Annotated in this window: 19 protein-coding genes and 1 tRNA gene; 9 read left to right on the forward strand and 11 right to left on the reverse strand. The window is 66.4% G+C overall.

Annotated features, from left to right (window positions below; all coding sequences use genetic code 11):
• Window positions 1-134: 134 nt before the first annotated feature.
• The 4 genes from AP428_RS09475 to AP428_RS09490 form a co-directional block, all read right to left on the reverse strand.
• Window positions 135-857, reverse strand: a complete 723-nt coding sequence (locus AP428_RS09475; protein ID WP_374039655.1) for an O-methyltransferase — start codon at window positions 855-857, stop codon at window positions 135-137.
• 100 nt (window positions 858-957) lie between these two features.
• Window positions 958-1254, reverse strand: a complete 297-nt coding sequence (locus tag AP428_RS34930) for a 4Fe-4S binding protein (RefSeq protein WP_011545911.1) — start codon at window positions 1252-1254, stop codon at window positions 958-960.
• A 2-nt stretch (window positions 1255-1256) separates the two neighbouring features.
• The gene (locus AP428_RS09485; RefSeq protein ID WP_011545912.1) at window positions 1257-1565 is read right to left on the reverse strand and encodes a hypothetical protein; all 309 of its coding nucleotides are present in this window, start codon (window positions 1563-1565) and stop codon (window positions 1257-1259) included.
• Window positions 1566-1577: 12 nt separating this feature from the next.
• Window positions 1578-2159, reverse strand: coding sequence for an RNA polymerase sigma factor (locus AP428_RS09490; protein ID WP_011694350.1), 582 nt, complete (start codon window positions 2157-2159; stop codon window positions 1578-1580).
• Here AP428_RS09490 and AP428_RS36655 point away from each other — a divergent pair.
• From AP428_RS36655 to AP428_RS09500, 3 genes are all read left to right on the forward strand, one after another.
• Window positions 2158-2301: a hypothetical protein gene (locus AP428_RS36655; protein ID WP_155123325.1), complete on the forward strand. Its 144-nt coding sequence runs from the start codon at window positions 2158-2160 to the stop codon at window positions 2299-2301. The two genes, AP428_RS09490 and AP428_RS36655, sit on opposite strands and share 2 nt — an antisense overlap.
• A 32-nt stretch (window positions 2302-2333) precedes the next feature.
• Window positions 2334-2410 (forward strand) — tRNA-Met (locus tag AP428_RS09495).
• A gap of 210 nt (window positions 2411-2620) precedes the next feature.
• A complete protein-coding gene (locus AP428_RS09500) occupies window positions 2621-2953 on the forward strand; it encodes a hypothetical protein (protein ID WP_197285591.1) in 333 nt (110 codons plus the stop codon).
• 60 nt (window positions 2954-3013) lie between these two features.
• Here AP428_RS09500 and AP428_RS09505 read toward each other — a convergent pair whose 3' ends face one another.
• Window positions 3014-3754 carry an SDR family NAD(P)-dependent oxidoreductase gene (locus AP428_RS09505; protein ID WP_011545915.1) on the reverse strand — a complete coding sequence of 247 codons (741 nt, stop codon included), beginning with the start codon at window positions 3752-3754 and terminating at the stop codon, window positions 3014-3016.
• 115 nt (window positions 3755-3869) lie between these two features.
• Between AP428_RS09505 and AP428_RS09510 the strand changes: the two genes are divergently transcribed.
• Entirely contained in the window at window positions 3870-4493 is a 624-nt protein-coding gene (locus tag AP428_RS09510) for a TetR/AcrR family transcriptional regulator (RefSeq protein ID WP_006478155.1), read from the forward strand.
• Window positions 4494-4519: 26 nt separating this feature from the next.
• On the opposite strand, the gene eco is transcribed toward AP428_RS09510, so the two are convergent.
• A complete protein-coding gene (gene eco, locus AP428_RS09515) occupies window positions 4520-5020 on the reverse strand; it encodes a serine protease inhibitor ecotin (protein WP_011545916.1) in 501 nt (166 codons plus the stop codon).
• 143 nt (window positions 5021-5163) lie between these two features.
• Here eco and AP428_RS09520 point away from each other — a divergent pair, with 143 nt between their 5' ends.
• Window positions 5164-5490 carry a hypothetical protein gene (locus AP428_RS09520; protein WP_006478153.1) on the forward strand — a complete coding sequence of 109 codons (327 nt, stop codon included), beginning with the start codon at window positions 5164-5166 and terminating at the stop codon, window positions 5488-5490.
• A 197-nt stretch (window positions 5491-5687) separates the two neighbouring features.
• Here the strand turns inward: AP428_RS09520 and AP428_RS09525 are convergent, their stop codons facing one another.
• Window positions 5688-6050 carry a hypothetical protein gene (locus AP428_RS09525; protein ID WP_011694351.1) on the reverse strand — a complete coding sequence of 121 codons (363 nt, stop codon included), beginning with the start codon at window positions 6048-6050 and terminating at the stop codon, window positions 5688-5690.
• A gap of 156 nt (window positions 6051-6206) precedes the next feature.
• Here AP428_RS09525 and AP428_RS09530 point away from each other — a divergent pair, with 156 nt between their 5' ends.
• Window positions 6207-6587 (forward strand): DUF5594 family protein, encoded by a 381-nt coding sequence (locus AP428_RS09530; RefSeq protein WP_011545918.1) that lies wholly within the window; start codon window positions 6207-6209, stop codon window positions 6585-6587.
• A gap of 182 nt (window positions 6588-6769) precedes the next feature.
• The gene (locus AP428_RS09535; protein WP_011545919.1) at window positions 6770-8137 is read left to right on the forward strand and encodes an MFS transporter; all 1368 of its coding nucleotides are present in this window, start codon (window positions 6770-6772) and stop codon (window positions 8135-8137) included.
• A gap of 34 nt (window positions 8138-8171) precedes the next feature.
• Here AP428_RS09535 and AP428_RS09540 read toward each other — a convergent pair whose 3' ends face one another.
• The 3 genes from AP428_RS09540 to AP428_RS09550 form a co-directional block, all read right to left on the reverse strand.
• Complete coding sequence (locus AP428_RS09540) at window positions 8172-8765, reverse strand: AAA family ATPase (RefSeq protein WP_011545920.1); 594 nt, start codon at window positions 8763-8765, stop codon at window positions 8172-8174.
• Window positions 8758-10179, reverse strand: coding sequence for an alpha,alpha-trehalose-phosphate synthase (UDP-forming) (gene otsA, locus AP428_RS09545; protein WP_011545921.1), 1422 nt, complete (start codon window positions 10177-10179; stop codon window positions 8758-8760). The genes AP428_RS09540 and otsA overlap by 8 nt, the downstream gene beginning before the upstream one ends.
• Window positions 10180-10317: 138 nt before the next feature.
• The gene (locus tag AP428_RS09550; protein WP_041489234.1) at window positions 10318-10527 is read right to left on the reverse strand and encodes a hypothetical protein; all 210 of its coding nucleotides are present in this window, start codon (window positions 10525-10527) and stop codon (window positions 10318-10320) included.
• A gap of 288 nt (window positions 10528-10815) precedes the next feature.
• Between AP428_RS09550 and AP428_RS09555 the strand changes: the two genes are divergently transcribed.
• Both AP428_RS09555 and AP428_RS09560 read left to right on the forward strand, forming a co-directional pair.
• The gene (locus tag AP428_RS09555; RefSeq protein ID WP_023476777.1) at window positions 10816-11367 is read left to right on the forward strand and encodes a hypothetical protein; all 552 of its coding nucleotides are present in this window, start codon (window positions 10816-10818) and stop codon (window positions 11365-11367) included.
• Window positions 11364-11858: a hypothetical protein gene (locus AP428_RS09560; protein ID WP_011545923.1), complete on the forward strand. Its 495-nt coding sequence runs from the start codon at window positions 11364-11366 to the stop codon at window positions 11856-11858. The genes AP428_RS09555 and AP428_RS09560 overlap by 4 nt, the downstream gene beginning before the upstream one ends.
• A 78-nt stretch (window positions 11859-11936) precedes the next feature.
• On the opposite strand, the gene AP428_RS09565 is transcribed toward AP428_RS09560, so the two are convergent.
• The coding region (locus AP428_RS09565; RefSeq protein ID WP_082409335.1) for an AAA-associated domain-containing protein at window positions 11937-12173 on the reverse strand (237 nt) is incomplete at its 5' end.

Genomic DNA, 12173 nt, shown 5'->3' on the forward strand with positions numbered 1-12173 from the left:
CTACGATTTTTTTGGGGGTGTTTTGGGGGATATAAATTTCCAAAACCCGTCCGCAATTCCCCGCTGCCATTGACGCATGAATTCTGTCGGGACCAGCCAAGTCTCCATGCCTCCGGATTCACAAGAAACTCCCCTCAAGCCACGACAACCGTAAACTCAACCCCCGACTCAAAATCCAGCGTCGTGGTCGAAAACCGCGGATCCTCGTTGAGGTAGCGCTTGTAAGGTCGAACGGCGTCCTCGGCCGTGTACATGTTGTCAGCCAGCACGACCGATCCCGGCCGCAGCAAGCGCTCGATCTGCTTGAACAGCTTCAGATAGGCGTCGGCCCAGACATCGATAAACACCATGTCGACGGTCCCATCCAGCGCGGCAACCGTCTCGAACACATCGCCTTCCCTCAAGTCGACATAGGCATCCAGACCCGCAGCTTCGACATGAGCCCGCAAACGCGCGCACTTGAGCGCATCGCATTCGGTCGCGATGACCACGCCACGGCCCAGCGTGCGCAACGCGTCGGCGAAATACAAAGTCGACACGCCGCACGAACTGCCGAGTTCGAGGATTCTGGTCGGCCGTTGCGCGAGCACCATGTTGCGCAAGAACCTTCCCGTTTCCGCCGATACGGCCAACGATAAAGCACTGCCTGCCGATGACTCGAAATCTTCGGTGAACAAGCCGAACGTTTCGAGAAACCGCCCTCGCAACCTCGGAGCGAGTGCTTCGTATTCGTCGACGAGCGTCGGAAACGCCTCGTTCGGCCCCTGAAACTGCGCGCGTGCGCGGGCGATGATTTCGCGCTGGCTCTCTTCATGAAGCCGTTGCAAAAGAGCGTGGGTGGTAGAAACCAAGTGCATTCCTTGACGAGATTGATCACGTAGACGGCGTTTCCAGCGACCGCTATCCGCCATCAGGCCTGCGGCGCTATCACTCCATCATCAGCAAACACGGGTGACGCTATGCCAGTCGAGCAAGCGTAATCGCGCGTTCAGGGCACGCCGTCACGCAAAGCCCGCATGACCGGCAGGCTTGCGCATTCGGCGTGTACGCGACTTTCATTCCATGCACGCGCAGCTTCAAGCGATGCATCAAACCGAGCTCGAGATAATCGCCCTGATCGATGCGCCGGACCTCGAACACGTTCTCCGGGCAAACAGTGACGCAATCCCCCTTCCCTTCACAACGTTTCAGATCGACGACGGGCGCAATCACGCCCGCCTTCTGCTTGCAGTCGGCCACTGATTTCTCACGCATGTTCACTCCTCCGTGGCCCGCTTGCCGCGCGATCGCCATGCGGCCCGAAACTGCTCGCGTTCTTCAGGCGTCATGGCTTCCCACTTGCGCCAGTGACGTCGGCCGTGCCAGCCGCGGTGTCCGCGGAATCCGCCGAACAGGATGCGGCTCAACACGAGCAGGCCCAGCGCATGGGCGAAGTCGATCGTCCGGGCACCGACGAATAACCCCGGAATCACCCAGTTCCACAGCATCATGACGACCCATCCGAGCACGCCGATGGCGACCACCACGAGCAGCGCTTTGCCCGCACATCTGATTCGAAAATTCATCCGTCGACTCCTCTAGTTATCCAGTTCGTCATAAATGGGTTGCAGTCGAGCACGCAGATGCAGGACCGCATAGCGTTTGCGCGCGAGCAGCGTATTGAGGGTGACGCCGCTTTGCGCGGCCATCTCCTTGAACGACAGCCCTTCCAGTTCGTGCGCGATGAAAACCTCGCGCTGATTCGCCGGCAATTCGTCGAGCGCACCCTGCAACGCCTTGAGTAACAGCGTGCGAGCGTAGAGCGCTTCAGGGCCGGCATCGTGCGACGGTAGCGCAAGATCCAGGCGATACTCGCTGTCCGCTTCGTCCTCGACACCGAGCAGATCGGTCAGCGGCTGCTCCTTCTTCTTGCGAAAACGATCGATGATGCGATTGCGCGCGGTACGGAACAGCCACGCGCTCGCCTGTTCGATCGGCGCAGGCAGTCGATAAGCCTGTACGAATTCGTGAAGCACATCCTGCAGAACGTCCTCGGCATCGTCCGGGTCGCGAATCCGGCGCCGAATGAAATTCCCTAGCCTCGTTCGTTCACGCATCACTGTCGCAGTGATGTCGCGGTCTGAGTCGGTCATCGGTTGCGAAGTGGGTGGCGGTTCCATGCGTCTGAAGACGTTTCAGGCGCGCGAATATTGTGGCGAGTGTGAAAAATTTGCGGCGGTACGCATCGGCTTCACTGCGCGGCAGTCGTTTCAAGGAACAGGCCCGATATGGGATCAACCCGTCGTCGCAGGAATCGATTGACTCCCCGCATCAACCCGAAGTACACTTCGCGCCGCGGGGTGGAGCAGTCTGGCAGCTCGTCGGGCTCATAACCCGAAGGTCGTAGGTTCAAATCCTACCCCCGCAACCAAATGCCGAAGCCCGCTTTGCGAAAGCAAGCGGGCTTTTTGCTGTCTGGGAGATGTTGCTGGCGCATGCAGCGCAGCACACGAAGATGGGGCAATCAACCGTTCACCACGACGTGCGACACGCGACCACACCTCGTCCATTCGCCGCAGACATGCAGCGAACATTGCGTAGAATTCCGAACCTTCTTCGGTTCAGCACACGGACTTCTCGAATGATTCGAACGATCGCGGCACTCGCCGCGCTTTCAACGATGACCGCCACGGCAAATGCCGCCGACGCCGGCACGACCGCTGCGAAACAGCGCTACGTCAGCCCGGGCATCGCCAACGTCACTGCGTCGGCCGCACCCCGCCCGGAAAGCACCTCCTCCGACGCCCGCTGCCGGGAACTGGCCGCCGGCATCGACGCGGTCACTCACTCGCCCGACCGCAGCCAGAAGGTCGTGCGCGGGATGAGCCCGGACGGCAAGCCGCGCAACGAACTACGCGCCTACGACAAACGGGCCGACCTGGAAGCCGAGCACCAGCGCCTCGGCTGCCAATAACGAACAACGACGAACAAAGAACGAACCTCCACCCGGCAAACCCGCGCCGGGCATCGGCGTTTACGCATTCGCCCCGCCGTCGATCGTCAACCCGGTCCCGTTGATCGATCGCCCTTCCGGCCCGACGACGAACGCCACGAGCGCGGCCACGTCGTCGGCCTTGCCGTACTGCTGAATCGCCATCCGCGAACGTTGCGCATCGGCATGCTCGCCATCGGCAGGGTTCATGTCGGTATCGGTCGACCCCGGATGCACGATGTTGACCGTGATGCCGCGCGCGCCGAGGTCGCGCGCGAGCCCTTGCGTCCAGCCGATCAACGCAGCCTTGCTCGCCGCATAGAGGCTCATCCCCGCATCGGGCACGCGCGTCGCGAGGCAACTGCCGGTCGACACGATGCGCCCGCCCTCCCCGAGGTGCCGCGCCGCTGCCTGCGACGCGACGATCACCGCACGCACGTTCACGTTCAGCGTCGCGTCGATATCGTCGAGCGTGAGGTCGTCCACCGCACCGGCCCGGAAAATCCCCGCGTTGTTGACGAGGATGTCGAGACCGCCGAGCACTTCCGCGGCACGATCGACCGCGTTGCGCACGGCGACCGGATCGGCGCTGTCGGCCTGGATCGCAACGGCCCTGCGGCCCAGCGCCTCGATGCCGGCAACCACGGCCTGTGCCCGCTCAGCCGATTTTTCATACGTGATCGCGACGTCCGCGCCATCGGCCGCCAGCCGTTTCGCGATCGCCGCGCCGATGCCGCGGCTGCCGCCCGTGATGAGTGCACGCTTGCCCTGAAGTCGATTCATGTCGGTTCCTTTCCTCATTTATGTAACGACCAACACAGAATGTGGCAAGTTGCGCCGCACAGTCAATTGATTTATTTTATCGATCGATACAGATATCGACGAAGGGACGGACGCAATGGCTGAACGAGGCCGACCGAGAAGCTTCGACAAGGAAGCGGCGCTGGATCGCGCGATGGAGGTGTTCTGGCGTCTCGGCTACGAAGGGGCGTCGATGACGGACCTGACGGCCGCGATGGGCATCGCGTCGCCGAGCCTGTATGCGGCCTTCGGCAGCAAGGAAGCGTTGTTCCGGCAAGCGCTCGAGCATTACCGCGCAACCGAGGGACAGGAAATCTGGGGGGGTGTCGAACGGGCGGCGAGCGCGTACGACGCCGTGCAGAGCTACCTGATGGATACCGCACGCGTGTTCACGCGGCGCTCGAAGCCGGCCGGCTGCCTGATCGTGCTGTCGGCGCTGCATCCGGCCGAACGTTCGGACATGGTCCGGCAAACGCTGATCGGGATGCGCGAGGGCACGGTCGACGCGTTGCGGGAACGCCTCGCGCAAGGCGTCGCGACCGGCGAAATATCCGCGCACGCGAATCTCGATGCGATCGCCCGCTACTACGTGACGGTTCAGCAGGGCATGTCGATCCAGGCGCGCGACGGCGCGAGCCGCCGCGATCTGGAGGCCATTGCGCAGGCCGCGCTGGCCGCTTGGCCGGCGCTCGTCGGTACGAGCAGCGCGGCCAGTGTGTAGCGGCAGGACGCCGCCGAAAGGAAAGGTTACTGCTTCGCAGCCTGCTGCACGTCCTTCGACGCGTGCCACACGCGATAACGCACGTCGAAGCCGTCCGGTACATAGACGACGAGCGGCAGGCGGCTGTTGTAGCGCAGCAGTTGACCGTCGCCGCGCACCTGCACGAACCGTTGCTGCGGCGCCTGGCCCGGGCACGCCATCAGCGTCGATGCCGGCCCCTTTACGTCGGTGAGCCGGTAATACGTATAGCCCCAGCCCTTCACGTCCTCGGCGGTCAGCTCGCCGCCGAACCACTGCTGGTTGCAGTCGGTCTGCAGCGTCTTGCCAATCATCAGCTCGACGCGCGCATCGCCCTCGTTCTCGAGCGCGGGCAGCGCGATCACGACGCGCTGCTGGCCGGTCGCGGCCTGCGGGAACATCTTGATCGACTCGGCCGGCACGGCGGGCGCGGAGGCCGGCGCGGCCACGCATGCGGCGGCGGTCGTCACGCAGAGGGCGGCCAGCGCGGCCCGGATCGCGAATGTCATCGATGTGCTCCTGAAAAACAAATGAGCCCCGGATGCTAACACTTTCGTCGCAAGACCTTACGAAGCTGTAATTTGGCGACACAATTGCAAACAGCCGGCAATCCCCGGGCGCGGTACTTATAGCGCAACCAACGGAGAACATCATGCTGAAGCTCATTGCTGCCGCCGGCGTCGCCACCCTGCTGGCCGGCTGCGTCGTCGCCCCGGACGCCGGATACGGCTACGGCCAGCCCTACTATTCCGATCCCGGCTATGCGTACGCCCCGTCTCCCGTGTACGGCACGGTGAACATCTGGGGCGGTGGCGGCGGACGCGACTGGGATCGCGGCCGGCGCGACTACCATCACTGGGACGGCGATCGCGGCAACCGCGGCAACGGCTGGTGGCGCGGCGGCGGACGCCGCGGCGACTGGAACGAAGGCGGCGGCGGCGGACACGGTCGCGGCGACGGCGGCGGCCATCGCCACTGACGCGCAATTGCAACCGTTTGTATCCGCGCACGGCTAGCTGATGGCCTGCGGCACGCCCCGCAGGCGAACGAACGGCCACACAAAAGACGAAGGCCCTCGCATCGAGCGAGGGCCTTTCGTCGTTCGGCCCGGCGAAGCAAACGTCGACCGCTGCTGGCCGAGCAGCCCGGAATCCGCTCGCGCCACGCGTGCTTGAATTACCAGCCGGCCGGCCGCGCGTACCCGCCCTGCACCGGCGCTCCGCACACATACGCACGCTGGTAGCGGTCGTAGCAATAGTTCGGGCCGTCATCCTGGTACTGCGCCTGCTGATAGGTCGGGTAGGCCGGCTGCTGGTACGCAGGCGCCTGGTAGTACGTCGGCGGCTGATAGGCCGACGCCTGGTACACGGGTGCCTGATACGCGACGGGCGGATTCATCGCCGACGTCACGATCGCGCCCAGCACCGCGCCGCCGATCAATGCGCCGATCACGGCGCCCCCGTCGCGGCCATGCGCGGACGCCGGGCCTGCGACCGCGAGCGAACCGGCAAGGACACACACTGCGGCAATCTTTTTCATGATGGACTCCCACGCGAAGTGGTACTGGATGGGATGCATTGTGGCGGTGCGCGGCCGTAATAGATGCAGCAAGTGGTAACGCGCGATTACCGGTATCGCTCGCGCCGAAACGCGTCGTCGCCGTGCTACGATTTTCGGCACACAGGAGACGCCTTCATGCAGCCCGAAACCGCCCGCCGTTTCGATACCGAATTCGCACCGCGCATCGCGCAGGCGATCGCCGCGTTCTTCGCGGAACACGTGCAGACCGACGTCGTCCCCTATGGCGGGCACGGACACCCGACGCGCGTCCAGATCCGCAGCGCGCCGCACGAGCACGTGAGCGGCTTCGTGCATCCGCTGAATCTCGAGCTGACGTGGGACACCGACGAGATCGAGCGGCTGATGGAACCGGACGGCCGGGAGCGCTTCGAGCACTATCTCGCCGCGCTGCCGAGAAAGCTCGGCGCATGGCAAAGCGCGCGCGACATCGATCTCGCGTCGCGTACGCAGGCCGAGCCGCTCGTGCGGCTCGGCGGTCTCGACTTCGAAGGCTGAATGCACACGCCAGCCGGCCAGCGCGCGGCTTGGCGTCGCGCGATGCGGCCCGGTGATACACTCGACCGGCCCCGCGCCGGTGCAGCCGCGCCGGCCGGGCCGTTCATCGCCGCCACCCTTGCACATGGTTGCGCACGCAACCTGCAACCGGGCGCGCGGACAACCCTGCTCTCGCTCCCGTCATGAACGCCGATACCGGCCTGCCGCTTCCGCAACGCTACTGGGCGATCGTCTGCGTCGCCCTGGGCATCACGCTCGCCGTGCTCGACGGCGCCATCGCCAACGTCGCCTTGCCGACCATCGCACGCGACCTGCACGCGTCCGACGCCGCGTCGATCTGGATCGTCAACGCGTACCAGCTCGCAGTCACGATCACGCTGCTGCCGCTCGCGTCGCTCGGCGAACGCATCGGCTATCGCCGCATCTACATCGCCGGGCTCGCGCTGTTCACCGCGGCGTCGCTCGGCTGCGCGCTGGCCGGCTCACTGCCGATGCTGGCCGTGATGCGCGTGATCCAGGGGTTCGGCGCGGCCGGCATCATGAGCGTCAACGCGGCGCTCGTGCGGATGATCTACCCGTCGTCGTTGCTCGGGCGCGGGCTGTCGATCAACGCGATGGTAGTCGCGCTGTCGTCGGCGATCGGGCCGACGGTCGCATCCGCGATCCTGTCGTTCGCGTCGTGGCCGTGGCTGTTCGCGGTCAACGTGCCGATCGGCATCGCGGCCGTGCTCGGCAGCGTGCGGGCGCTGCCGGCCAACCCGCTGCACGACGCGCCGTACGACTTCCCGAGCGCGCTGATGAACGCATGCGTGTTCGGCCTGCTGATCACGGCCGTCGACGGGCTCGGTCACGGCGAAGGTCATGCGTACGTCGCGGCCGAACTGGCCGTCGCGTTCGTGGTCGGCTACTTCTTCGTGAAGCGTCAGTTGTCGCAGCCGGCGCCGCTCCTGCCCGTCGACCTGATGCGCATCCCGATGTTCGCGCTGTCGGTCTACACGTCGACGGCGTCGTTCACGTCGCAGATGCTCGCGTTCGTCGCGCTGCCGTTCTGGCTGCAGAATTCGCTCGGTTTCTCGCAGGTCGAGACGGGCCTCTACATGACGCCATGGCCGCTCGTGATCGTGTTCGCCGCGCCGCTCGCGGGCGTGCTGTCGGACCGCTATTCGGCCGGCATTCTCGGCGGGATCGGGCTTGCACTGTTCGCCGCCGGGCTGCTGTCGCTCGCGACGATCGGTGCACACCCGGGCACGGTCGACATCGTGTGGCGGATGGCGCTGTGCGGCGCGGGCTTCGGGCTGTTCCAGTCGCCGAACAACCGCGCGATGCTGTCGTCGGCGCCGCGCGAGCGCAGCGGCGGCGCCGGCGGCATGTTGAGCACCGCGCGCCTGACGGGCCAGACGCTCGGCGCGGCGCTCGTCGCGCTGATTTTCGGGCTCGCGCCCGACCGCGGGCCGACGATCGCGCTCTATGTCGCCACGGTGTTCGCGGCGGTGGCCGCGGTCGTCAGCCTGCTGCGCATCGCGTCGCCGCGGCCGGACACGGCGGCCTGACACCCGCCGCCGTGCGCCACACCCGCGGCGGGCATCAGGCCGCGTCGAGCGTGTCCATCACGAAGCGCACGCGCGCCTTCACGCTCACGCGCGGCAACTCGATCAGCCGATAGCCGTACGACGTATAGCAATCGACCATCGCGTCATGGGTCCGCACCGCTTCCGCGAAATCCTGCCGGCGCTCGGCGTCCTGCGCATAGATGTCGGGCCACGGCGGCGCGATGAACACGCGGCGGTGATAGCGGAAACGCCGCGCCGCGGCTTCCGCGTGCGCGGGTACCGCCAACCCGGTCAACTGCAGATAGCCGATCACGTCCGGCACGCCGCGGTCGAAGAACACCGGCCCGCGGGCTTGCCGCGCGAGATGGTAGGACCGCATCTCCCAGCCCAGCATCAGTTCGGCGAACGCAGCCGGGTCGCGCCACGGCAGCGCCGGACCGTCGATGGCCATCTGGTCGCGGATCACGCCGCGTCCGGCCTCCTGCGAACGTGCGTACCCGGCACGTTCGAGCGCATCGAGCAACGTGCTCTTGCCCGAACCCGGGCCGCCCGTCACGACGAAGAAACGGCCGGCGGTATCGTCGGCCGCTTCGTCGTCGCTACCGGCGCCCGGCGCGGACTCACGCATGCGCGACGCGCCGGCCCGCACGCCGCGTGACCGACGCCGCCGCCGCGACGCTGCGCAGGTCGGCGACGAACGTATCGCGCCACACCGACAGGTCGTTCTCGCGCAGCCGCGCGAGATTCTGCTCGTGACGCGCCTGCCGCTCCGCGAGCGGCATCGACAGCGCGCGTTCGAGCGCCTCGGCCATCTGCGACAGGTCGTACGGATTGACGAGCAGCGCGCCAGTCAGCTCGGCCGCCGCGCCCGCGAACTCCGACAGCACCAGCACGCCCGGATCGGCCGGGTCCTGCGATGCGACGTATTCCTTCGCGACGAGGTTCATCCCGTCGCGCAGCGGCGTCACGTAGCCGACCTGCGATATCCGGAAGAACGCCATCAGCAGGTTGCGCTCGTACTTGCGGTTCAGGTACTGGATCGGCGTCCAGTCGAGCTGCGAGAAACGGCCGTTGATGCGGCCGGCCTCGCCTTCGAGCGTTTCGCGGATCTGCTGATAGGTCTGCACGTCGGAACGCGTCGGCGGCGCGATTTGCAGCAGCGACACGCGCCCCTGCCAGCCCGGCGCGTTCGCGAGCATCCGCTCGAACGACTGGAAGCGCTCGACGAGCCCCTTCGAGTAATCGAGGCGGTCGACGCTCATCACCAGCTTGCGGTCGCCCAGCGCCTCGCGCAGCATCTTCACCGGCTTGCGCGTGCCGTACTGGACGGCCGCCTGCGCGATCGCGTCGGGATGCACGCCGATCGGATAGGCCGCGACCTTCACGACGCGGCCATGCGCGTGCAGCATCCCGTCCTCGCTCGCCGCGCCGATGCCGCGCCGCTCGATGTAGTCGGTGAACGCCTGTTTGTCGGCCTCGGTCTGGAAGCCCGCGACGTCGTACGCGCACATGAACTTCACGAGTTCTTCGTGCGGCGGCACGAGGCGCAGCATGTCGGGCGACGGAAACGGGATGTGCAGGAAGAAGCCGATCGGGTTCTTCACGCCGAGTTCGCGCAGGTAGTGCGCGAACGGCAGCAGGTGGTAGTCGTGCACCCAGATCAGGTCGTCCGGACGCAGCAGCGCGGCGAGCTGCTTCGCGAGCATCGCGTTCACGCGCAGATAACCGGCGTACTCCTGCCGATCGAAGCGCGCGAGATCGCCGCGGTAGTGGAACACCGGCCACAGCGTCGCGTTCGAGAAGCCGCGGTAGTACTGGTCGTAGTCGCGCCGGGTCAACCCGACCGTCGCATACGTCACGTTGCCGTCCCGCTGGATCGCGGGCTCGGCATCCGGCGCCCCGACGATCTCGCCGTTCCAGCCGAACCAGACGCCGCCCGTTTCCTTCAGCGCGTCCATCACGCCGACGGCCAGGCCGCCCGCGCTCGGGCGCGTGTCCTCGCCGGCGGCGACACGATTCGATACCACGATCAATCTGCTCATGCGACTTCCCCTCCTCGATTCGATTGGCTGGCGCGCGACGCACGCCAAAGCGGGCGCGGCGGCCCGAGGGCGGCCGCGCGGCGATTCAGTTCCGAGAATTGCAATGAAATACGGCGATGGAATGCGGCGACGACCGTATCAAGCGTCCTGTTCCTGACCGAGGTCGCGTTGATAGTCGAGCCCTTCCGGGCGAGCACCGCCCTGGTTGTGATCGCCGTCCGACGGCGTCTCGTCCGGCGCGCCCGCGGGCGGCGCCGATGGCGCGTCGGTCCGCGGACGCGAGCGGTCTTCCGGATGGCCGGCCGCCGCGTCAGGCGGCCGGTGTGACAACCGTTTCGAACGGCGCATGGCTGGGTGTCTCATATGCGGCGCGGCTCGAGGCCGTCGTAGAAACATTCCATAGCTAAACAGTCTAGGTCGCCCGATCGCATCCGAAGGTAACAATTACCTTCAATTTGTAACGTTTCGACCCCTCGCCAATCATCTATCCGACAATGACGCCGCCCGCGCGCACGCGGCCTGCCCCGCGGCGATTTGTCAAAGCTTTGCAGTTTTCCTATGACAATTGCGAAACAATGACGCGGCATCAGGGCGTGCATGCGTCGCCGCTCACCCAGACAGGACTTGCACTCAGGGATGAACATTCGTTTCGAATCGCCGCGCCGGGCCACGCCGGCGCGCATCGTGCTGGCCGTGATCGCCACGGCCGCACTGCTGTCCGGCTGCAATTCGCTGTACAGCGAAGGCGCGACAGCCGGCGCCGGTATCGCGGGCGCCGCGATCGCCTCCAAGGTCACCAACAACGCCGCCGTCGCGACGGGCATCGGCCTCGGCGCCGTCGCCGGCGCGCGGGCTGGCGTCCAGTATTCGCAACGCGTCGCGCACCGCTACACGCAGGAGCAGATTGCGAAGGCGGCCGGCCCGCTCGACGTCGGCGGTGTCGCGCCGTGGTCGACGCACCATTCGTTCCCGATCGAGGACGACGAGCAGGGCCGCGTGACGGTCAGCCGGATGATCAGCGTCGGTCCGCTCGACTGCAAGGAAATCGTGTTCGCGGTCGACACGCCGGCGAAGGCCGACAAGGCCGCGCAATCGGCGTTCTACGTCGCCACCCTCTGCCGCGACGGGGCCGTGTGGAAATGGGCATCGGCCGAACCGGCGACCGAACGCTGGGGCGCGCTGCAATGAGCGTGGCGATCCGTATCGCGGCGATCGGCGCGCTGTGCGCGGCGACGGCCGCGCTGTCGGGCTGCGGCTCGGTCGGCGCGGCGAGCGGCGCGCTGGCCGGCGCGGCGACGGGCCTCGTCACCGCGAACCCGGCGGTCGGTGTCGGCGTCGGGATTGCCGTCCAGGCCGCGACCGACGAAGCCGTCAACCGCACGATGAAGCAGCTCCATCAGAATCAGCAGGACGCGATCGCGAAGACGGCCGGCAGCCTCGCCGTCGGCGAAGTGAAGCCGTGGAAGGTGAAGAACACGCTGCCGCTGGAAAACGGCGAAGGCGAAGTGCGCGTCACGCGTGCGTACGCGTCGGCGCTCGCGCTGTGCAAGGAATTCGCGTTCTCGGTGAAGGACGGCGACAAGGCCGACTGGTACTTCGCGAATGCGTGCCAGCAAGGCACGCACTGGAAGTGGGCGTCCGCGGAACCGGCCGTCGACCGGTGGGGGAATTTGCAGTAACGGTGCGAGGCGCCGCGCGTCATGCGTGGCGCCCGTGGCGTTCCGCGATGCGCGGTTATACCGCGCGCCCCACCCGCATCAGGACTCGACGTCCTCGAGGCTGAAGATTTCAGTCTGGTCGTTGTACGAGAAGATCTCGCCGTACCGTCCCCAGTCGATCACCGCGTCGAGCGTTTCCTCGGCCGCCCCGTCCGACAGGAAATCCTCGAGCTCCTGCTCGAAGCGCACGCGCGGCGCGCGATGACCCGGACGCTCGTTCAGCACCTTCTTGATCCGCGCGGCGAGCGGCACGTGCTTCAACAGGTGATCGGCGAA

The organism is Burkholderia sp. E168m22 (assembly GCF_001319805.1).
Classification (GTDB): domain Bacteria; phylum Pseudomonadota; class Gammaproteobacteria; order Burkholderiales; family Burkholderiaceae; genus Burkholderia; species Burkholderia orbicola.